The organism is Bradyrhizobium sp. CIR18, assembly GCF_014198295.1.
Taxonomy (GTDB): Bacteria; Pseudomonadota; Alphaproteobacteria; order Rhizobiales; family Xanthobacteraceae; genus Bradyrhizobium.
Window position 1 is genome coordinate 183418 of sequence record NZ_JACIHF010000011.1, and the last position, 19748, is coordinate 203165.

Consider the following 19748-nt stretch of genomic DNA (forward strand, 5'->3'; position numbering starts at 1 on the left):
CGGAATTGGGCGGCGTTTCATTCCAAAAGGCGTAGAGGTTAGTTGGGCGCTACCCTACACCAAATCCCGAAAATCTCAAGACCGGTAGCCCGGGAGCTCGCGGTCGAGCTTGCGCAGCAGCGGCGGCCACACGAGGTTGGTGGCGCGCAGCTCGGCGCGGTCGCGGTTGGCGAGCAGCTCGGTGTTCTTGTCGATCGCGGTATCGTCGACCGGGTAGACCGGCGTGCCGAGCGCGCGCGTGCGCACCTGCATCGAGCAGGCGCGCTCGAGGTGGTACATGCGCTCGAAGGCGGAGGCGACCGAGCGACCGACGGTGAGCGTGCCGTGATTGCGCAGCAGCATGTGGTTGTGGTCGCCGAGATCCTTCTGCAGCCGCGGCCGCTCGTCGTGATCGAGCGCGATGCCTTCATAGTCATGATAGGCGAGGTCGTGGGTGACGAGCTGGGCGGTCTGGTTCAGCGGCAGCAGGCCTTCAGCGCTGCTCGACACCGCGGTGCCGTCGAGCGTGTGGAGATGCAGCACGCAGATCGCGTCCTCGCGCACCTCGTGGATCGCCGAATGGATGGTGAAGCCCGCCGGGTTGATGCTGTATTCGCTCTCGGACAGCTGGTTGCCGTGCAAATCGACCTTGACGAGGCTCGAGGCCGTGATCTCGTCGAACATCAGCCCATAGGGATTGATGAGAAAATGATGGTCGGGGCCGGGCACGCGCGCGGAGATGTGGGTGTCGACCAGATCGTCCCAACCGTACAGCGCGACAAGGCGGTAGCAGGCGGCGAGATTGACCCGTTGCTGCCACTCGGCCTCCGTCATATCAGACGGCACTTCCTTCAGGCGCGCTTCCGCTGGCGACATGGCTGATCTCTCCGAACATCGTTGTTGCGGGGAGGGAGCGTAGTACCGCTCGTGGCAAGCAGCAAGGCGCGACAAGCGCGCGGCAGTCAAGCGTAGCCCGCATGAGCGGAGCGACATGCGGGACCGCTCTGAGAGGGATCCCGGATGTCGCTTCGCTCATCCGGGCTACGGGAGAAGAATATTACGGCGCCGGGATCGAGAGCAGGCTGGAAATACTGCGGCCGCGGATGTCGTAGACGCGGGCGAACACCACGTCGTCGCGCTTGATCTCGACCATCACGGGCGCGGTGAGGCCCTTGCAGTAGAACTCGCCGAGCGTCATCGCGAAATCGGCCGCGTTGGAATCCCAGCCGATGGTGAAGTCGGGCCCGAGCGCGACCTGGGCGGGGCGCTGCGGACCGCAGACCGCGACCTTCCATTTGCGATTGGTCGGCGGCACTTCCTGGCGTTCGACGATCTGCTCGCGCAGCTCATCCGAGGCCTGCTTCAGCGCGAGGCCCCAATAGTCCAGCATGAAGCGGTCGTCGGCGCCGCGCACGGTGCCGGCGATGTGGTTGAAGTGGGTGTACTGATAGGGATGCAGCCGGATCATCTCGGCGAGCGAGAGCGCGAGGCCAAAGCAGAACGTGGCGAGCACGACCGGCTGCCAGGTGCGGTGATTGGCGCGCAGGCGCTCCATGGCCCAGGCGAAGGCGACGCCGCCGAGCACCGCCATCGGCGGGATCACGAACACGAAATGGCGGATGCCGTTGTACAGCGCCGGCCGCTTCACCATCGCGATCGCAAGCGGCAGGGTTGCGGCGAGCGTCAGCATCAGCATGATGGTCTTGCGCCGCGCCGGCACTTCGCTTCGCGGCAGCATGGCGAAGGTGCCGACCACGGCGCCGGCCGTCAGCACCAGCATCACCTCGGGCAGCTGCAGCGCGAACAGCGTCGGCAGATAGGACCAGGGCATGTCGGGCACGGACACGATCGCACCGTCGAACATCTCCTTCCACGGCTTCTCGAAGAAGTGCGAGAAGTAGGTCAGCGCCTCGAAGGGATTGCCGGGCTCCATGATCGACCACGGCCAGATCAGGCCCATCACGAGGTAGCCGAACGCGAGGCCAGGCAGCAGCACATAGACGACATGGGCGAAGCGGCGGACCGACTCGCGCAGGCCCTCGCTGCGCAGTTCCTCCAGGAACAGCGGGATGAAGCCGAGCACGGCGTAGACCAGCGCAAGCCCGCCGAGAACGCGGCAGCCCAGCGAAAGGCCGGCACCCAGGCCGACGATCAGGATCGTGCGCGGCGACGGCTTGGGATATTCCTCGGCGAGCCGGACCAGGCCGAGCATCAGGATGATCATGGCCACCGCGAAGGGCGCATCCTTCGGATTCATGAACATGTGGCCGTAGAAGATCGGGCACAGCGCGAGCAGCAGCAGCGAGGCAAGACCGGCAAGGGGTCCGCCGATGCGGCGGCCGAGCCGCCACGTCACCGCAAGTCCGACCACGCCGACGATGGCGCCGACCAGACGTCGCGTCTCGAACAGCTCGAGCGGAATGATCTTGTGCAGGAGGGCCGCGACCATGTCGAAGCCGCCGCCATACATGTAGAGATTGGCGAAGGAGAGCGCCGCGGTGTCCTTGAAGCCGGAACCGAACATGCGCAGCAGCAAATCGGCATATTCAGCGTGGGTGTAGTCGTCCCAGCCGAGGCCGTAGTCGCGGAACGTCAGGCCCGCAATGACCGCGACCGCGGCCAGCACCAGCATGGCGAGATCGTCGCAAGTCCGTTCGACCGAGCGCCGCAGAGGCGTGTCGATCGCCGCAGTCGTGATGGATGTCATGGCTATCGGTGCCCCGGAATCCCCTCTTGGCCCTGCTGGTGCGCGCGGGCCTCAACCCCGGACTCCCTATAGCGCAGTTCCATTACCAAGTAATTGGGCATTATGGCTAAATTCCTGATGCGACGCAGCAATTCCGGGTTACTTGAGAGCAGTCTAAGCAGTAGCGAGCCGTAGCTGAAGGGAATGTGAATAAGTCCCTGATTTCCTTCCCTTTAGGAACGCTACCGACAATTCCTCGTTGGCGTGGAACACCGGATGACGGTATCGTGGCGTAGCGGTTGTCGCGTGTGGATGGCGACCGGGGGTGAGTTCGATGAATCTGGCATTGTTGATCGCGGGGATTTTCGCCGTCGTGGCGGGCTTCCTTTCGATCCTGTTTGGCTTCTCCGTCAGGGAGTTCAGCCTCGGCAGCCCCCTCATAATCTCGGGCACGATCGCCGTCTGCTCCGGATTGTTACTGGCCGGCCTCTATGTCGTGGTCACGGAACTGAAGGGCCTCGCGCGCCGGCTGGCCGGTGCGCCGTCCGAGGTTCGGGTCAGGCCCGTGCTGCCGGGCCTCGCCGCATCCGGGCCGGGCCTTGCCGTGCCTGGCGCTGCTGCGCCCGAGCCGATGCCCGCTGCGGCGGCAAGGGGCGAGGCAAGGATCGAGCCGCCACCGTCGCCGCCGCCCGCCGCAGGCCCGCCGCCGTGGCAGAGCGAAGCCGCCGCGCGCGAGCGTCCGCGTGTCGAGACGCCGCCGGTGCCGGAAGCTCCAACGCCGCCCGCGGCTCCGGAAGCGCCGCGCCGGCGCAACCTGTTGTTCGCCTCGACCTCGCGTAAGGAACGGGAGCGTGCGGAGGCGAAGGCCATCGAGGACGCGCCGCCGCAGCTCCCTGCGGAGCCCGGTGAGGCCCTGGATACTCCGCCTGCAAGCTTCGACGATGCCTGGCCGAAGCCGGACCGCATGCGTCCGCCGGAGCCGCCGGCCGCCTTGCGCCGGCCGCCGCCGCGCTCGCCATCGACCTTTGCGGAGGCCGCTCCGCCTGCACCCGAGCCGCCGCCGCCTCCACCGCCACCTGTCGAGCAGCCGCCCGTCACCGTGCTCAAATCCGGAATCGTCGACGGCATGGCCTATTCGCTCTATTCCGACGGCTCGATCGAAGCGCAGATGCCGGAGGGCATGATGCGCTTTGCCTCGATCGACGAGCTGCGCGCCCATCTCGACCAGCGGTCCTGAGCTCTGCCGCGCAGAACTAGAGCGCCGTTGTCGCCACCGTGTCGGTCATCGCCTTGTTTCAGCCGAACGTCCTGTTGACACGGAATAGTTCGGCGTCGTCTATCCCGTGAGGCGCAAGTGGAGGGGCGGGCCGATGTCGGACGCTGGGGCAAAGAATTTCATCGAGCTGACAGCGAGCATCGTGTCGGCCTATCTCAGCAACAATCCGACGCCTGCGACGGAGATTCCGAATCTGATCAGCCAGGTGCATGGCGCCCTGGTGCGGGTGTCGTCAGGTCGCACCGAGACCGCGCCGCTCGAACCGGCCAAGCCGGCGGTCTCGCTGAAGAAGTCGATCGCGCCCGATTATCTGGTCTGCCTGGAAGACGGCAAGCGCTTCAAGTCGCTGAAGCGCCATCTGCGCACGCAATACAACATGACGCCGGAGCAATACCGCGAGAAATGGGGCCTGCCGGCCGACTACCCCATGGTCGCGCCGAACTATGCGGTGGCGCGCTCGCAATTGGCCAAGCAGATGGGCCTCGGACAGCAGCAGCGGAAGAAGGGAAAGTAGAGTCGCTCGCTCGGCCAGCTCTGGTAGGGTGGGCAAAGGCGCGTGCTTGCGCGACGTGCCCACGAATTCTCACCAGTCACACGCAAATCGTGGGCACGCTTCCGCCTTCGCTCTTCGAGCTACGGCGGACAAGCCGCTTTGCCCACCCTACGAGAGCTTCTTACGACGCTTCCGCCAGCGCCTCTTTCGCATCGGTCTTGATGCGCTCGACCATCGAGCGCAGGCCGTTGGAGCGCTGCGGCGTCAGGTGATCGCGAAAGCCGAACTCGTTGAACACCGCGATCGCGTCGGTATCGAGGATCTGCTGCGGCGTGCGGCCCGAATAGAGCGAGAGCACGATCGCGACCAGCCCGCGCACGATATGCGCGTCGCTGTCGCCGCGATATTTCAGGATCGGCGCGCCATGGCCGCGGTCGACCAGCTTCTGGAGCCAGACCTGGCTGACGCAGCCGTTGACCTTGTTCTCGGCGGAGTGTTCCGCCTCGGGCATCGGTTCCAGGGTACGGCCGAGCTCGATGACGTACCGGTAGCGGTCGTCCCACTCGTCCAGAAGCTCGAAATTATCCCTGATTTCGTCGATCGTCGTCATGTTGGCCCGTGTTCCCGTTAGGGCCAATATAAGGATGCGAGGAGATGAAATCGATAGGGTTTGGGCGCTAATTCGCCGCCGCCGGGCCGCGCCATTCCAGCGCGAGGTCGTCCTGGCTCAGGGTATCGCGCGGCGCCTCGGCCGATGCGGCATCGCCTTCGCCAGCCATCGCGATCGAGCCGGTATGGTCGGGCGCCTTCTTGTCGTTCTTGTCGTTCTTCTCGTTTTTGTCGTTGGAGATCTGCTCTTTCTTGTCGTTGATGATCTGGTAGATCTTGCGCGCCCCGTCCTGGGCGCGCTGGCCGATGATGGTCGCGGCCTGTCCGCCGACCTCGCAGGCCGCCGGCTGGCGCTTGCAGAACTGGGTCATGTCGGAGACGGCCGCGGTCGCAGCCTGCACCGCATCGGCAGCACCGATCTGCGGCAGCTTGTCCGATTCGGGCGTCTTGTCCCTGGGCAGGAGCACCAGCACCAGCCCGAGCCAGAATGTGATGCGGAGCAGAAAGCGCATCTTAGCGACCTGTACGTTCGATCCCGTCCACGGCGAACTCCGCGGATGTCGGACCTAGCAACTCTCGATAAATCGCAAGTGATTGCCTTGAGCTTAATTCGCGGAAAATTTACGCAAAATTCTTCGAGATCGACGGTGTCGTAAATTTTCGATTGACGCCGGCGCCCGTGATTTCGCTGGCACGCATATCCACCAATTCGAAACCATGCCGGGAGGCGTGAAACCCTGTGTTCACCATCCTCGCCGAAGACGTCGCCAAATCGTCTAAAAAGCCCCGCGATGTCCCGGCGTCCGGCCGCACACCGAGCCGCCTTAGCACTCGTTTAAGGTCGCTCTGACACGGTGGCTCAACGACAAGGAGGCGTTGCGGCGCGTCTTCCAAAAGACGATTGAGCCGAAGCGCGAGACCCGTGACAGTTTTGAGTATCATCCGCGATTGTCTCGATGCACTGCTGCATCCCTCCGCGCGTTACGATGCGCTGATGCGGGCGCGTCATCGTGCCTTCATGGCGCCGCGGCTGCTCGGCAGCCTGGCCGCCTTTGCCGCATTCCCGGTCTATCTCGCCATGCGTGGCGCGCCGAGCGCGGTCGAGGTCGCCGCGTTCGCCTGGCTGATCGCGCCGATCCTGCTGTCCTGGTTCCTGTCGCGCACCGGCCGCTATGAAGGCGCCCATGTGCTGTCGTCACTGGCGCTCGCCGGCCTGATCATGGCGGTCGCGGGCACCACGGGCGGCATCGAATCATTCGCCGCGGTCTGGCTGGTCGTGGTTCCCCTCGAAGCCGCGCTGTCGGCCTCGCGCCGCGTCGCGGCCTTTGCATCCTTGCTCGCACTGTCCTGTGCAGGACTCCTGATCCTCGTCGGCCAGCTCGGCTGGCTGCCGGTTGCAGACACCAGCCCTGCTGAACGCGGCGTGCTGATGGCGTGCGGCGTCGTCTCGGCGACGCTCTATGCCGCCGGCCTTGCCTTCGGCGCGGAATCGCTGGCGCGCACCAGCGTGGCGCTGCTCTCGCGTGAGGAGGAGCGTTATCGCCTGCTCGCCCGCAACATGAGCGACGTCGTCTCGCGGCATCGGCGCAACGGTGCGGTGCAATTCATCTCGCCCGCGGCGGAAGCCATGCTCGGCACGCCGGTGGCGCAACTGCTCGGGCATGGCCTGTTCGACCGCGTCCATGTCGCCGATCGCCCGGCCTATCTCACCGCGCTCTCCGATGGCGCGCGCGGCGATGTGCGCAGCATCGAGTTCCGGCTGCGGCGAGAGCCCGACGGTTCGGAGCGCGGTCAGGTCGATTTCCTCTGGGTCGAGATGCGCTGCCGCCCGCTCGACCGGGATATCGGCCAGAATCCTCATGGCGACGTCATGCGCGAGGCCGAAGTCGTCGCCGTGATGCGCGACGTCACCGACCACAAGCTGTCCGAGCAGGCGCTGGATCAGGCGCGCAGTGCCGCGGAAGCTGCCGATGCCGCCAAGACGCGCTTCCTCGCCACCATGAGCCACGAGCTGCGCACGCCGCTGAACGCCATCATCGGCTTCTCCGAGATGATCGCGCAGGAGCAGACTCTGATGCTGGGCGCGGCCCAGCGCCAGGAATATGCCCAGCTCATCAACGATTCCGGCCAGCATCTGCTGTCGGTCGTCAACGGCATCCTGGACATGTCCAAGATGGAGTCGGGCAATTTCGAGATCGCGTCCGAGCCGTTCGCGCCTCGCGCCTCGCTATTGCATTGCTGCAATCTCTTGGCGCTGAAGGCGCGGGAGAACGGCATCGACCTCATCACCGATGCGCCGCAGGATCTGCCTGTCATGACCGGCGATCCCAGGGCATTCAAGCAGATCGTGCTCAATCTCGTCGCCAACGCCATCAAGTTCACCGAGCGCGGCGGTCAGGTCTCGGTAACCGCTGCCGTGTCGGGTTCGCAGCTGACGCTGCGCATCAGCGACACCGGCGTCGGCATCGCGCCCGATGATCTCAAGCGCATCGGCGCGCCGTTCTTCCAGGCGGGCAAGACCTATCAGCGCCGTCACGAGGGAACCGGCCTCGGACTTTCGATCGTGAAGAGTCTCGTGGCGTTGCATCTCGGCGAATTGACGGTACAAAGCAGGTTGGGAGAGGGCACCGCCGTCACCGTCAGGCTGCCGCTCGTCTACACGCCGCCGCAAGTCAAGCCGGTCGAGAGCAAGGTCGCGACGCTGACGCCGGTGCTGCGCCAGGACCTTCAGGACCAAACTCACGACCAGTCTCAGGACCAACCCGCTCTGGTGAAGAAAAGTGCCTAAGAAGTCTGCCAAGGACGAAGCCGCTCCGCGCCGCCGTGGCGCGAAGGCCGCGGTCATCGATGTCGAGACCGAGCGCAACCTCGTGATGCGCGTGCTGCTGCACAGCCCGAAGGACACGCTGGCCGGTCTCGTCGCCGTCGCCGCGATCGGCGCGATCGTTGCCAATGCGCTGTTCCTGCAGACCGGCCGCCATCCGGCGCCGATGTTCGGCACCGTGATCAATCTTCCCGCGCCGTCCGCCGTGGCGCTGTCGAACCCAATGCCGCGTCCGCGCCCGGTCGGCGCCGATACCTCGCCGCTGGAGCCGCGCGCGACGGAGTTCCGCGCCGAGCCGAAACCTGCCGAGCGAGCCGCCGAGAAGCCGCCCGAAAAGCCCGTCGAGGCGACCGCATCGACGCCGCGGGCGGGCAGTGATCCCATGACCAATCTGGTCAAGGCGACGACCTCGACGCCGCCGTCCGCCATGCGTCCGCCCGCGCCGATTCCGGTGCCGCAGAGCCCGGCCGCACGGCGTATCGCCGGCGTGCAGCGCGCGCTGTCCGAATATGGCTACGGCAATTTGAAGATCACGGGCACGATGAGCGGTGAGACCCAGTCCGCGATCCAGAAGTTCGAGCGCGAGCACAAGATGCAGGTCACTGGCCAGCTGTCCGACCGGCTGCTGCGCGAGCTCGGCGCCGCGATCGGCCATCCCGTCGAATAACGCGCATCCCGCTGTCATTGACGCCGATCAATTCCGGCCATCGCGCGCCGCAGACCAAGCCGCGCCCGCGCGCGGGCGATTTGCTTGGGATCAATGACGGTCGACAGCGTTGGGGAACATGATCGCTCATCTTCAACGAAGAAGAGAGATTGTCATGTTCAAGGTCTCGGTTCTGGTCTGGATTATGTTGGGCACGACGCTGGCGGGCGTCAGCCTGATCGTCGTGCTGATGGTGCCGAGTTTCGCCGCCGACGCGATCAGGAACATCCCCTATGCAGTCGCCGTGGGATTCGCGCTTGCGATGCCGCTGTCATATCTCGTTGCGCGCCAGATCAACGGCGGGCAACGTGTAAGCAAGGCGTGACAATCGGACGCTGAGACTGGCGGCGCGCGTCACGCTGGCCTATCGTTCGACTCATGCGTTTGAAATCCAACATATGGGTCGCGGCCTACCTGCGCCGGTGCCAGACCGAGGGCGTGTTCGGCGCGGTGCGTCGTCGCGGGGCCGAGGAGGCGGGCGCGGTGTTCGTGAAGGTGTCGTTGCTCGACGGCCATGCGATGCTCTACGCGCCGGCGCCGCAGACCGTCTATGACGACGGCCGTCCTGTCGATCGCTTCTTCGTGCCGGTCGCGCAGCAACCCCTGCCCGAGCACACGATCGAGGAGCGTCTCGCCAAGGAAATCCGCTTCGATCCGGACGCCTGGATCGTCGAGACCGAGGATCGCGGCGGGCGGCATTTTCTGGAACTGGCGAAGACGTAACTGCTGCTCTTCCGTCGTTGCGAGCCCAACACCCAGCCTTGTAGCCCGGATGGAGCGAAGCGTAATCCGGGACTTCCGCCACGAGTGACGGAGACCCGGATTACGCTGCGCTCCATCCGGGCTACGGGCTAAACCGTCTGCGCTACCGCTCCGATGACCCGTCGGTGCCGGTGCGACGCGGCACCGCGCCGGGCTGCACGCCCGGCCGGATCTGGCTTGCCCCCGCGCGGGCGCGCTGGCGTTCGCCATCGTGCAGTGACGGCTGGTACTTTGCGCGCGTAACGGCGAGCGTCGAGCCGCGCCAGGCTGCCAGCATCACCAGCGCCGAACGGTCACTGAGGCGGTCGTAGAGCCGCGACAGCCGGTACACCTCGTTCACGGACGTGCCGATCTCCGGCTTGAAGAACAGCAGGATGCGCTGGAAGTTCGGGCTCGGCATGTCGAGCGCGCGCGCGGCGACCGCGAGCGCCTCGCCGCCGGCATCGTCGACGATCTGGGCCGCGACGCGCGAGGGCAGGATCAGGCTGTCGCCGAGCTCGAGGGTAAAATTGTCGACGTCGCCCGCGATCGCCGCCATCTCCAGGATCTGAATCGCGCGCTTGGCGCGCACGGTCGGAATGCGGGGCGCGGCCTTCAGCGGGGTCTGCGCCAGGTTGTGCAGGATCAGCGCGCGCTCGGAGGCGCCGGCGTGGAAGAACATGTCGTGGATCTCGGCGGCGTCCGTCGGCTGCATCGCCATGTTGGCGGCCATGCGCAGCTCGGCGTCGGTCGGCGTGCGGGCCGGCGAGGGGGCGGGTGCGGGCGTGGCGATCTCGCGGGCGAGCGGAACCCTGCGGCCTTCCTGCGCGGCGACCAGCCCGAGCTTTTGCAGGACCGGGACGGGCGTCGACGGATAGATTGCGAGCTTGGCCTTGATGGCTGCGCGGGTCGCATCGTCGACCTGGTCGATCAGCCGCGTTGCAAGCTCGGTAAATTGGCGCTGCTCGTCGTCGCTGTGGATGCGCGTCTGCACATAGAGGTCGGTCAGCACGCGCAGCAGCGTCGGCCGAACATCGACGCCTTCGCGACGGGAGAGGGACATCAGCCCGTCGAATCCGGGAAACAGCGACTTGGTCATGGAGAGATACGCGACCTGGAAGAGATACTGCTCGCCAGCCTATCGCAGGCTCCTTTAAAGGCTCGTTAAGGAAAACGAGGTGTGAAGCCGAACGCTTGATTTGAAGCGATCTCGTGCCGCAGCGGGACGTCGCGGCCGGCCCGTGCGGCTACGGTCCGACCGCGACGTTTACACCCCGTTAACCATGAACTGATCTTAATGAATGCATGTTGCATGAGCGCGCCTGGTCGCGCGGCAATTGAAGAGAGCTGACATGGGGACCATCATTGAATTTCCGGCCGGTCGCCGGGTGGGCTCGTCGGGGGATGTGGCTCCGCGCGCGGACATGGGAACGATCCTGATCCTTCCCGTCATCCGTATCGAGCGCGAGGTAGACGAAACCAGCGGCGATCACGGGCCGGAGCAGGGCACAGCGCCGGGGCGCCGTCGTCGCCGTCGCTGATTTCGGGCTTTTGCAATGCCGGACACCATCCGCCAGATCCGGTCTGTTCTATCGGCCGTCCTGCTCACGCTGCTGGCTGCGACGCTCGGGGCCTGTAGCGGCGGCGATTTCGGCCGCACCCGCGCTGACATGCGCAGCGACGATATGCATCGCTGGTTGGGGGCCGAAGCCACCGGCAGCGTCGGCCTGGGTCCCTCGCAATTCCAGCTCACCGACGAGGAGCGCCAGCTGCGCGACCTCGCCTATCCCATGATCGAGCCGCCGCTGTCACGCCCCGCATGGAAGAGCGTGTTCGGCGACTACAAGGCGATGCCTTCGCCCTGGCGGCAGAAGATCGTGTTCGACCGTACCATGTATGGTCGCACACTGATCGACGAGCCGCACCGCTCGCATTCCTCGCGCTATGCGCAGCTGATCGAGGACGTGCGCAACGACATCACCCGCTTCGAGCCGTTCTTCGCGTCCGCGATCCGCGTCATCGATCTCGACCGGAAGCGCGACGCCAGCATGGCGCGCGTCTCCGCGCTCTCGCCGAGGGAGAGGGACGACGCGGTGGCGCGCATGCAGGAGAACTCGCTGATCGTGCAGTGGGTGCAGCAATGCCTGGAGCAGCGGATCTCTTCCTACCGCTGGGCGCTGGAGCGCTTGGTGATCCATGCCCCCGACGGCATGGCCGCCGACGCCGACCGCCTGATCGGCGAGCTCGCCGCCCAGACCGCCAACCCGCCGGTCCAGGCGCAACCGCCCTATGGGCGTGCGGTCATCTCGAAGGGCTGAGCTTTTTGCGCGCGCCGACCCGGCGCTTGGTTCGATCCGGCCGCCGCTGCTTCTGCAGCTTCCCGACAAACTCCTTCAGCGCATCCGCCAGCGGCACCGAGGCGCGGTAGGCGAGGCCGACCTCGCGCTTCACCTTGACCTCGATCTCGCGCACCGCGACATCAAGATTGCCCTTCGCCACGCCTTCCGGGACGATGGCGATGCCGACGCCGGCGGCGACCAGCGCGATGGCCCAATCCTCCGATTGCGCGATCGCCGCGGTCTGGCGCCGCTGCGCATTGCGGCCGAAGAATGCGTTCTGTTCACAATGACAGCGGTCGATCAGCGGCACGCCGGCGAGGTCGGCAGCCCGGAGCTTGTCCTTCAGCGTCAGCGGGTGCGACGGCGGCAACGCGGCGACATAGCGCTCGCTCCACATCGCGACGAAATGCTCGTCATCGCGCACCATGGTCTTGGCGATGATCCGCGCGTCTGCGCGCTCTTCGCTGCCGACGAGGCGAAGCGCGATGTCGCTACGCGCCGTCAGCGGTTTCAAGAGCGCGATGGTCCGGGGCACGTCGAGCGTGCGCATCAGGCCCAGCGTCACCGTGGTCTTCGTGATAGGCTTTTTGAACAGGCTGCGCGCGGCATCGGCCTCGTCGATAATGCGGCGCGCCAGCGTATGAAACTGCTCGGCCGAGGCAGTGGGCGCGACGCCCTTCTTGTGCCGAATGAACAGCGTGGTGCCGAGCTCCGCCTCCAGATTGGTGATCGCAGTCGAGATCGACGGCTGCGACACGAAGCAGGCCCGCGCCGCCGCGGTCAGATTGCGCTCGCGGTAGACGGCGGCGAAGTAGCGAAGCTCGCGGATATCCATAGGATTGGCCTAGAGATAGTATCAATATTCGATATTTTACCTATGGATCGAGCCATGACAAGAGCGTCCTGCTCACGAACACCGGCAGGGATACGCGATGAAGATCCACCATCTCAACACCGGCACGATGTGCCCGATCGGCCGCCGCCTGGTGAACGGTAGCGGCAGCTTGTTCCAGCGCGCCCGCCTGGTCTGCCACTGCCTGCTGATGGAGACGAATGACGGGCTGGCTTTGGTCGACACCGGGATCGGCCTCGATGACATCGCATCGCCTGAGCGGCTGGGGCGGCGCTGGGTGCGGCAGACCGCGCCAAAGCTGGATCCCGCGGAGACGGCGGCCGAGCAGGTGAGGGCGCTCGGCTATTCACCGAACGACGTGCGTCACGTGCTGCTGACGCATCTCGACCGCGATCATGCCGGCGGCGTGCCCGACTTTCCCGATGCCGCGATCCACGTCCACCGCGCGGAATACGACATGGCGGTGCTGCGCAAGCCCGCGCCGCCGGAAGGCCGCTATGTCACGGGGCAGTGGAGCCACGGTCCGCGCTGGCAATTCTACGGTGAAGCCGGCGAGGACTGGTTCGGCTTCAAGGGCGTGCGCGCGCTCGGCGACAAGGAGGCGGACATCCTGATGATCCCGCTTGCCGGCCACACGCTCGGCCATTGCGGCATCGCGGTGCGCTCGGGCGATGGCTGGTTGCTGCATGCCGGCGACAGCTACTTCCACCATGCCCAGCTCGACGCGTCGCCGCGCATGCCGTTGATGCTCGGCTACTTCCAACGCCGCGGCGACATGGACCGCGACATGCGGATCGCCAACCAGGAACGGCTGCGCGCGCTGAAGCGCGATCACGGCGATCGCGTGAGCATCATCAACAGCCACGATCCCGCCGATTACGAGCGCTGCCGCTGCGGCGCGCACTGAGTGCGCGCCGACACCTCACCGCTGCCCGTCATGCACGGAGATCTCCGACGCCTTGAGGCCGCCGATGCGCGCGTGGGGGCGGCCGCCGGTCGCCATCACGAGGCCGAAGGCGATCTCGTCGCGCCGCGGGGCATCCCACAGCGTCATCTCCGCGGTGCCGAAATGGCTGCGGACATAGGCGGCATGGATGTGGCCCAGAGGCACCATCAGGCGGGTGCCGGGACCGCCGATGGTCTTCGCCGCCGGCACGATCGCCTTCGGTTGTCCCAGTACCTCGCGCATGCCATGGCCGCCGGCTTCATGCCAGACGGCGCCTTGCTCGAGCTCGCCGTCCTCGCCGACGATGATGCCTTTGCCATAGGCTTCGATGCGCTCGGCGCCGCCGAGCTGTGCGATCAGCGCGCTCGCAAGCTCGCGCCCGAGCTGACGCAAGGACGCCTGGAACGGCATCAGGTCCGGCTCATAGCGGCCGGCGAAGGGATTGCGGATCACCGCGACGGCGGTTCCGACCAGCAGCGGCTTTTCCAGCCGGGGCCCGCGCTCATGCCAGATGGTCTCGACGCCGAGCGCGGTCTTGCGAATATCGTAGGACATCGGCGGCCCTACGCTTCGTTCACGACGGGATTGCTGAGCACGCCGATGTTCTCGATCTCGACCTCGACCACATCGCCGGCTTTAAGGAAGATCGGCGGCTTGCGGGTGAAGCCGACGCCGGCCGGCGTGCCGGTCGCGATGACGTCGCCGGGGACGAGATCGAAAATGGTCGAGCAATATTCGATCAGCCGCGGGATCGAGAAGATCAGCATCGAGGTGTCGGAGGACTGCACGGTCGCGCCGTTGACGCGCGTTTCGAGCTTGAGCTTGGTGGGATCGCCGATCTCGTCCGGCGTGACCAGCCACGGTCCGAACGGGCCGGTGCCGACGAAGTTCTTGCCCGAAGCGATTTGCTGCGCGTGGCGCTGCCAGTCGCGCACGCTGACGTCGTTGTAGATCGAATAGCCCGCCACATGATTCCATGCGTCGGCCTGGCTGATGTGACGGCCGCCCTTGCCGATGACGACGGCGAGCTCGCCCTCCCAGTCGAAATTGTCCGAGACCTTCGGCCGGATCACCGGCGCGTTGTGCGCAACCTGGGAACGCCAGACCCGCAGGAAGATCGGCGGGAATTCCGTAATCTCGCGCTTCATGCCGAACGCCACGGCTTCATTGTGGTGGTCGAGATAGTTGCGCACGGCGCAGACGATCTTCTCGGGCCGCGGAATCACCGGCAGATACTTGACGTCGCTCAGCGCCAACGTCGGCTTGTGCCCGGCGACGATCGCCTCGCGCCTGGCGTAGTCATCGCTGCCGAGAAAGTCCGCAAGCGTCGGGTACCGGGGCAGGGCGCGGCCCAGATCCACCACGCGGTTTTCGACAACGGCGCCCCAGCTTTCCCGATTTCCGTCCAAGAACGACAGCAGCTTCATGGTTTCGCCCCAAGGGTTCCTATTTTCGATAGGGTGTATTATTTTCGAAAATGAAGCCGGGCGCAAGCCCGCCGCGTCAAAATGCAGGTCGTCTATTCGGCGTCGAGCAGATGGCCGGCGTATTTGGCGACGTTGTCGGAGGTCGAGCGGATATGCGCTTCGATCAGCTGCACGGCGAGATCTGCGTTGCGCGAGATGGCGGCCTGCATGATGGCCTGGTGCTCGCCGGCCTTATCGCGCGGGCGCGGCCTGAAATTGGCGGAGAGATGCCGGTAGCGTTCGGCACGATCGAACAGCTCGGCGCGAATGGCGAGCAGCGTCGCCGAGCCGCAGGCGGAGACGAGGGCCTGATGGAACTGGCGATGCGCGATCTTCCACTCGGGATCGCGCAGGGGATGCTCGGGATCGCGCTGCTCGATTCGCTTCAATCTGTGCAGCGTCGAGATCACTGCGATTTCCCAATCGTCATCGCCGCGCGCGATCGAGCGGCGGATCAATTCCATCTCGATCAGCACCCGCGCATCAGTAACCTCCACCAGATCCTGGCGGCTGACCGGCGCGACGCGAAAGCCGCGCTGCTCCTGGGCGTCGACCAGGCCTTCCGCGGCAAGTGCGGTCAGCGCCTCGCGCAGCGTCGTGAAACTCGCGCCGAACCGTTCGCGCAGCACGTCGAAGCGCAAAGGCTCGCCGGGCGGAAGCGCGCAGGCAATGATCTCCTCGCGCAGCCGATGCGTGATGTCGGCGGCGATGGTCTTGCCGAATTCCTTGCGGGGGCGGATGGCGCTCTCGGGCATGGGGATCTGTCGCTGAATCGATGCCTCAACATGCCGCGCTAACGAGCATCTTGCAATAATTTTCGTAAACGGTATGATTTTCGAAAATATGATCTAGGGAGCGCGTGAAGACATGAGGGCGGTGCTGGTGCGTCAGCCGGGTGGGCCGGATGCACTCGAGGTGGTCGAGCTTCCGGTGCCTGTGCCCGGAGCCGGCCAGGTGCAAATCCGGGCCGAGGCGTTCGGGGTCGGTCAACCCGACGTGCTGATCCGGCGCGGCGTCTACAAATGGATGCCGCCGTTGCCGGCCAATCCCGGCAACGATGTTGCGGGGCGCATTTCTGCGCTCGGGTCCGGCGTCGAGGGACTTGCCCTCGGCCAGAAGGTGCTGCTCAGCGCCCGCGATCTGGCCCAGCGCGGCGGCTGCTACGCCGATTACGTGGTCGCGCCCGCGGATGCCGTGCACGCGCTGCCCGACAATGTCGATCTGCAGGCGGCCGTGTGCCTGTCGAACTATCAGGTCGCTTACGCGCTGCTGCACGAATGCCGCCATCCCCGCGCGCCTGCAAGCGCGCTCGTGATCGGCGCAGCCGGCGGCGTCGGCACGGCGCTGGTGCAACTGGCCAAGCTTGCCGGGATGACCGTCATCGGCACGGTCTCCACCGAAGAGAAGGCTGCATTCGCCAGGGCGAACGGCGCCGATCATGTCATCTTCTACCGAAGCGAGGATGTCGTGGCGCGCACCCGCGAACTGACGGATGGCGAGGGCGTCGGCCTCGTGCTCGATCACGTCTGCGGTCCCGAGTTCACCTCTTATCTCGGCGCGCTCGGCAAATGGGGCACGCTATTGTCCTACAACGCCTTCGCCGGATTGCCGGAAGAGAATCTGATGGCGGCGATGCGCGATCATCTCGACATCTGTCCGGCGATACGCTGCTTCTCCTTCCACATCTACGACCACGATCGTGACGGACGCCGTGCCCTGATGCGCAGCGTGATCGAGGCCTTGAGCCGCAACGCGATCAAGCCGGCGATCTCGGCGGTGCTGAAGCTCGACGAGGTCAGGAAGGCCCATACGCTGCTGGAGCAGGGCTCCGCGCTCGGCAAGATCATCATGATTCCATGAGGGGGTGAACCGCACGATGAGCACACAAGCACCCATTGCACGCTTCACCCGGCTGCGACACGCGACCTTCACCTCGCCCGATCCGGAGCGGCTGCTCGACTATTATCGCGGCGTGATCGGACTTGGCCTCGTTGCCCGCGATGGAAACCGCATTTTCCTCGCCAGCGATTCCGAGCAGCTCTCGCTCGTGATCGAGCCCGGCGATGCCGCGCTGAGCAGCATCGCCTTCGAGATCTCCCCGCAGGTCCAGATCGAGGCGCTGGGCGCCGCGCTCAAGCAGGCGGACTTGCGGCCCGAGCTGCGGAGCGATCCCCTGCCGGGTGTGTCCCGGCTGCTGTCGTTTGCCGATCCCGAAGGCACACGCTTCGAGCTGATCCAGGGCTGGACCCCGACGCCCGCCCAGGAGCGGATCGGCGGGCTTGCTGTGGCCAAGCTCGGCCACGTCGCGCTCCGTACGCCCGATCCCAAAGCCGCTTCGGAGTTCTACGCGAACGTAATGGGGCTGCGGGTCTCCGACTGGATCGAGGACCGCTTCGTCTTCATGCGCAGCGGCTTCGAGCATCACACGCTCAACTTCGCGCTCGCGCCTGGCCGCGGTCTGCATCACTTTGCTTTCGAGCTGCGGGGCCCCGAGCACATGCATCGGGCCTGCGACCATCTCGCGCGTCACAAGCTCCCGGTGCTCTGGGGACCGGTGCGTCACGGCCCGGGCCACAACACGGCGATCTATCACCGCAATCCCGATGGGCATCTGGTCGAGTTGTTTCATGACCTCGACCGGATGGTGGACGAAGAGCTCGGCTATTTCGAGCCGCGTCCCTGGCATCGCGATCGTCCGCAGCGGCCAAAAGTCTGGGTCGGGCTGCCGCGCGACGTCTGGGGCATGCCGCCATCGCCTGAATGCACGGAGTTCGCGCGCTAGCGGATTTGAGTTCTAACGGAAGATCGCCGCACGCGCGGCCAACGACATAACAATCAAAGGGAGGATGCATCCATGCGTCGGATGAAGCGGCTTGCTGCGGCCATTTTTCTGCTTGGTGGTTGTCTCGCGACCATCCCGGCATCGGCGGACAATTATCCGTCGCGCCCGATCCGCCTGCTGCATGGCTTTGCCGCCGGCGGCGCTGCCGACACGCTCTCGCGCATCATTGCCGACGGGCTGTCGAAGAAGCTCGGGCAGCCCATCATCGTCGAGGCCAAGCCGGGTGCCGGCGGCAACATCGCGGCGGATGCGGTCGCCAAGGCGGCGCCCGACGGTTATACGCTCGGCCTCGTCACCGGCGCGCACGCGATTTCCGCGGCGACCTACAAGAGCCTCGCCTATCAGCCGGCCGAGAGCTTCGAGATGATCTCGACGCTGGTCTACTACGCGCTCGTCATCGCCGTGCGCAACGATTACCCCGCAAAATCGCTGAGTGAGCTCATTGCCATGGCCAAGGCAAAGCCGGGTTCACTCAGCTTCGGATCGGTCGGTTTCGGCAGCACGCATCATCTTGCCGGCGAATTGCTCAACGCCACCGCCGGCATCGAGATCGTGCACGTGCCGTATCGCGGCGATTCCCAATCCGTCACCGCGCTGCTCGGTGGCGACGTTCCCGTCATCGTCGGCACGCCCGTGCTGCTGGCCCCGCAGATCCAGAGCGGCGCGATCCGTGGCTTGGCCGTGACTTCGCCGACGCGCACCGCGCTGTTGCCTGATGTTCCGACCGTGCAGGAAGCCGGCATCAAGGGCTACGACGTGCGCACCTGGGCCGGCCTGCTGGCGCCCAAGGGAACGCCGCCTGCCATCATCGCCGCGCTCAATGCCGCGACTCTGGAGGCGCTCGGGGATCCCGAGCTCAGGCAGCGTCTGGAGACGGCCGTCGGCGGCGAGGTCCGCGGCAGCTCGCCGGAGGAGATGAAGAAGCTGATCGGGACCGAGATCGCCAAATGGACCGGCGTGGTGGAGCGGGCGAAGATCCCGAAGATCTGAGCCGGGCCGGCGGCAGGGCCGGTACCGGCTGGCCCTGCTCACGAATGCTTGATCCGGATCAACAAGCGCCACCGGCACTGGGATATGCTACGAGGGATACGCTGCGACCTTGATAAGGTAACTCGATAAAGATGCGCCTCGTTCGTACCATCCTGGCATTCGCAATCGCCATATCCCTGGCGATGCTGCCCGTTGGCGCGTCCGCATCCGGGCTTGCCATGTCGTCGGACGACATGCAGGCGACCATGCACATGAGCGCGGCTGGCGACATGGCGATGGACGATTGCTGCCCCGACATGAAGGGGACGCCGTCCCAGACCGGCGGCTACAAATGCGGGATGGGCTTCTGCTGCGTCGGCGGCACCATCGCGCTCGATGCCATCAGGCCCGTCGTCTTCGGGCATTTCGCCGTAGCGGTGAGCACGATCGCCATCCCTGAGCATCAGGTCGTCTCCGTCCGCGGCAGCAGTCCTCCCTTCCGACCTCCTCGAATCTGATCTCGCAACAGCCGAACGCGCGCAGCACGTTTGCGCGCGACGACGACTGACGTGTGCGCTTCAAGCGCCACGGCGAAAGATCAGATCATGAGGACAGGACAATGCTCTCCAAATTCACCACCGCGGCGCTCGCCGCCACCCTTTCGCTTGCCGCCTCCGCGGCGATGGCGGGCGCCGGCGACTACGCCTTCGAGGCCGTCACCACGCAAATGAAGAAGGGCGACGACGTTACGCTCTCGGTTCGCCTGACCAACAAGCAGACCGGCAAGCCGGTGGCGGACGCCGTCATCTTCAAGACCCGCGTCGACATGGCCCCGGACGGGATGGCCGAGATGGAATCGGCGGTGGCGCCGCTGCCGTCGAAAGAGCCGGGCGTCTACGCCTTCCGGACGGACCTGCCGATGGCCGGCCGCTACCAGGTGACGCTGTCGGCCAAGGTCCAGGGCGAGTCCGAGACCGTCACCGGCAAGGTGATCGTCACGGCGACCAAGTGAGCGTGCG

23 protein-coding genes are annotated in these 19748 nt (G+C 65.8%); 14 read left to right on the forward strand and 9 right to left on the reverse strand.

The genetic code is table 11. The annotated features are described in order from the left end of the window. Positions 1-75: 75 nt before the first annotated feature. Positions 76-855, reverse strand: a complete 780-nt coding sequence (locus GGD65_RS28855; protein WP_092256635.1) for a class II aldolase/adducin family protein — start codon at positions 853-855, stop codon at positions 76-78. A gap of 181 nt (positions 856-1036) precedes the next feature. Beyond that, positions 1037-2686, reverse strand: coding sequence for a glycosyltransferase family 39 protein (locus GGD65_RS28860; RefSeq protein WP_183237391.1), 1650 nt, complete (start codon positions 2684-2686; stop codon positions 1037-1039). A gap of 313 nt (positions 2687-2999) precedes the next feature. On the opposite strand from GGD65_RS28860, the gene GGD65_RS28865 reads away from it, so the two are divergent. Both GGD65_RS28865 and GGD65_RS28870 read left to right on the forward strand, forming a co-directional pair. Next, positions 3000-3902: a DUF308 domain-containing protein gene (locus GGD65_RS28865; RefSeq protein ID WP_179734040.1), complete on the forward strand. Its 903-nt coding sequence runs from the start codon at positions 3000-3002 to the stop codon at positions 3900-3902. Positions 3903-4035: 133 nt separating this feature from the next. Further along, the gene (locus GGD65_RS28870) at positions 4036-4455 is read left to right on the forward strand and encodes a MucR family transcriptional regulator (protein ID WP_018315761.1); all 420 of its coding nucleotides are present in this window, start codon (positions 4036-4038) and stop codon (positions 4453-4455) included. A gap of 160 nt (positions 4456-4615) precedes the next feature. Here the strand turns inward: GGD65_RS28870 and GGD65_RS28875 are convergent, their stop codons facing one another. Continuing rightward, the gene (locus GGD65_RS28875) at positions 4616-5044 is read right to left on the reverse strand and encodes a SufE family protein (protein ID WP_092256626.1); all 429 of its coding nucleotides are present in this window, start codon (positions 5042-5044) and stop codon (positions 4616-4618) included. A gap of 67 nt (positions 5045-5111) precedes the next feature. Further along, on the reverse strand, positions 5112-5555 hold the full coding sequence (locus GGD65_RS28880) for a DUF5330 domain-containing protein (RefSeq protein ID WP_092256623.1): 444 nt from the start codon (positions 5553-5555) through the stop codon (positions 5112-5114). Between the two features lie 410 nt (positions 5556-5965). Between GGD65_RS28880 and GGD65_RS28885 the strand changes: the two genes are divergently transcribed. The 4 genes from GGD65_RS28885 (at position 5966) to GGD65_RS28900 (ending at position 9296) form a co-directional block, all read left to right on the forward strand. Beyond that, positions 5966-7831 (forward strand): ATP-binding protein, encoded by a 1866-nt coding sequence (locus GGD65_RS28885; RefSeq protein WP_183237392.1) that lies wholly within the window; start codon positions 5966-5968, stop codon positions 7829-7831. Then, a complete protein-coding gene (locus tag GGD65_RS28890; protein ID WP_018315766.1) occupies positions 7824-8534 on the forward strand; it encodes a peptidoglycan-binding domain-containing protein in 711 nt (236 codons plus the stop codon). Before GGD65_RS28885 ends, GGD65_RS28890 begins: the two co-directional genes overlap by 8 nt. Positions 8535-8688: 154 nt before the next feature. After that, a complete protein-coding gene (locus GGD65_RS28895) occupies positions 8689-8898 on the forward strand; it encodes a hypothetical protein (RefSeq protein ID WP_026201548.1) in 210 nt (69 codons plus the stop codon). A 53-nt stretch (positions 8899-8951) separates the two neighbouring features. After that, on the forward strand, positions 8952-9296 hold the full coding sequence (locus GGD65_RS28900) for a DUF1491 family protein (protein WP_018315768.1): 345 nt from the start codon (positions 8952-8954) through the stop codon (positions 9294-9296). Between the two features lie 142 nt (positions 9297-9438). Here the strand turns inward: GGD65_RS28900 and GGD65_RS28905 are convergent, their stop codons facing one another. Further along, positions 9439-10413, reverse strand: a complete 975-nt coding sequence (locus GGD65_RS28905; RefSeq protein WP_183237393.1) for a DUF2336 domain-containing protein — start codon at positions 10411-10413, stop codon at positions 9439-9441. Between the two features lie 253 nt (positions 10414-10666). On the opposite strand from GGD65_RS28905, the gene GGD65_RS28910 reads away from it, so the two are divergent. After that, positions 10667-10855 (forward strand): hypothetical protein, encoded by a 189-nt coding sequence (locus GGD65_RS28910; RefSeq protein ID WP_179734048.1) that lies wholly within the window; start codon positions 10667-10669, stop codon positions 10853-10855. A 15-nt stretch (positions 10856-10870) separates the two neighbouring features. Beyond that, complete coding sequence (locus tag GGD65_RS28915) at positions 10871-11632, forward strand: hypothetical protein (protein WP_179734049.1); 762 nt, start codon at positions 10871-10873, stop codon at positions 11630-11632. Here GGD65_RS28915 and GGD65_RS28920 read toward each other — a convergent pair. After that, positions 11616-12488, reverse strand: coding sequence for a LysR family transcriptional regulator (locus GGD65_RS28920; RefSeq protein WP_183237394.1), 873 nt, complete (start codon positions 12486-12488; stop codon positions 11616-11618). The genes GGD65_RS28915 and GGD65_RS28920 overlap by 17 nt on opposite strands. A 97-nt stretch (positions 12489-12585) precedes the next feature. Here GGD65_RS28920 and GGD65_RS28925 point away from each other — a divergent pair, with 97 nt between their 5' ends. Further along, a complete protein-coding gene (locus tag GGD65_RS28925) occupies positions 12586-13413 on the forward strand; it encodes an MBL fold metallo-hydrolase (protein WP_179734053.1) in 828 nt (275 codons plus the stop codon). Positions 13414-13428: 15 nt separating this feature from the next. Here GGD65_RS28925 and GGD65_RS28930 read toward each other — a convergent pair whose 3' ends face one another. The 3 genes from GGD65_RS28930 to GGD65_RS28940 all read right to left on the reverse strand — a co-directional run bounded on the left by GGD65_RS28930 (position 13429) and on the right by GGD65_RS28940 (position 15673). Further along, entirely contained in the window at positions 13429-14007 is a 579-nt protein-coding gene (locus GGD65_RS28930) for an amino acid synthesis family protein (protein WP_018315778.1), read from the reverse strand. Between the two features lie 8 nt (positions 14008-14015). Then, positions 14016-14879, reverse strand: coding sequence for a fumarylacetoacetate hydrolase family protein (locus GGD65_RS28935; RefSeq protein ID WP_018315779.1), 864 nt, complete (start codon positions 14877-14879; stop codon positions 14016-14018). A gap of 92 nt (positions 14880-14971) precedes the next feature. Then, positions 14972-15673 carry a GntR family transcriptional regulator gene (locus GGD65_RS28940; RefSeq protein WP_183237395.1) on the reverse strand — a complete coding sequence of 234 codons (702 nt, stop codon included), beginning with the start codon at positions 15671-15673 and terminating at the stop codon, positions 14972-14974. Positions 15674-15785: 112 nt separating this feature from the next. On the opposite strand from GGD65_RS28940, the gene GGD65_RS28945 reads away from it, so the two are divergent. The 5 genes from GGD65_RS28945 (at position 15786) to GGD65_RS28965 (ending at position 19741) form a co-directional block, all read left to right on the forward strand. Beyond that, complete coding sequence (locus GGD65_RS28945; RefSeq protein ID WP_183237396.1) at positions 15786-16778, forward strand: zinc-dependent alcohol dehydrogenase family protein; 993 nt, start codon at positions 15786-15788, stop codon at positions 16776-16778. 16 nt (positions 16779-16794) lie between these two features. Then, positions 16795-17700: a VOC family protein gene (locus GGD65_RS28950; protein ID WP_183237397.1), complete on the forward strand. Its 906-nt coding sequence runs from the start codon at positions 16795-16797 to the stop codon at positions 17698-17700. Between the two features lie 72 nt (positions 17701-17772). Next, on the forward strand, positions 17773-18750 hold the full coding sequence (locus GGD65_RS28955; protein ID WP_179734065.1) for a tripartite tricarboxylate transporter substrate binding protein: 978 nt from the start codon (positions 17773-17775) through the stop codon (positions 18748-18750). A gap of 131 nt (positions 18751-18881) precedes the next feature. Further along, on the forward strand, positions 18882-19247 hold the full coding sequence (locus GGD65_RS28960) for a hypothetical protein (RefSeq protein ID WP_183237398.1): 366 nt from the start codon (positions 18882-18884) through the stop codon (positions 19245-19247). A 101-nt stretch (positions 19248-19348) separates the two neighbouring features. Continuing rightward, positions 19349-19741: a FixH family protein gene (locus GGD65_RS28965; protein WP_092256564.1), complete on the forward strand. Its 393-nt coding sequence runs from the start codon at positions 19349-19351 to the stop codon at positions 19739-19741. Positions 19742-19748 lie beyond the last annotated feature (7 nt).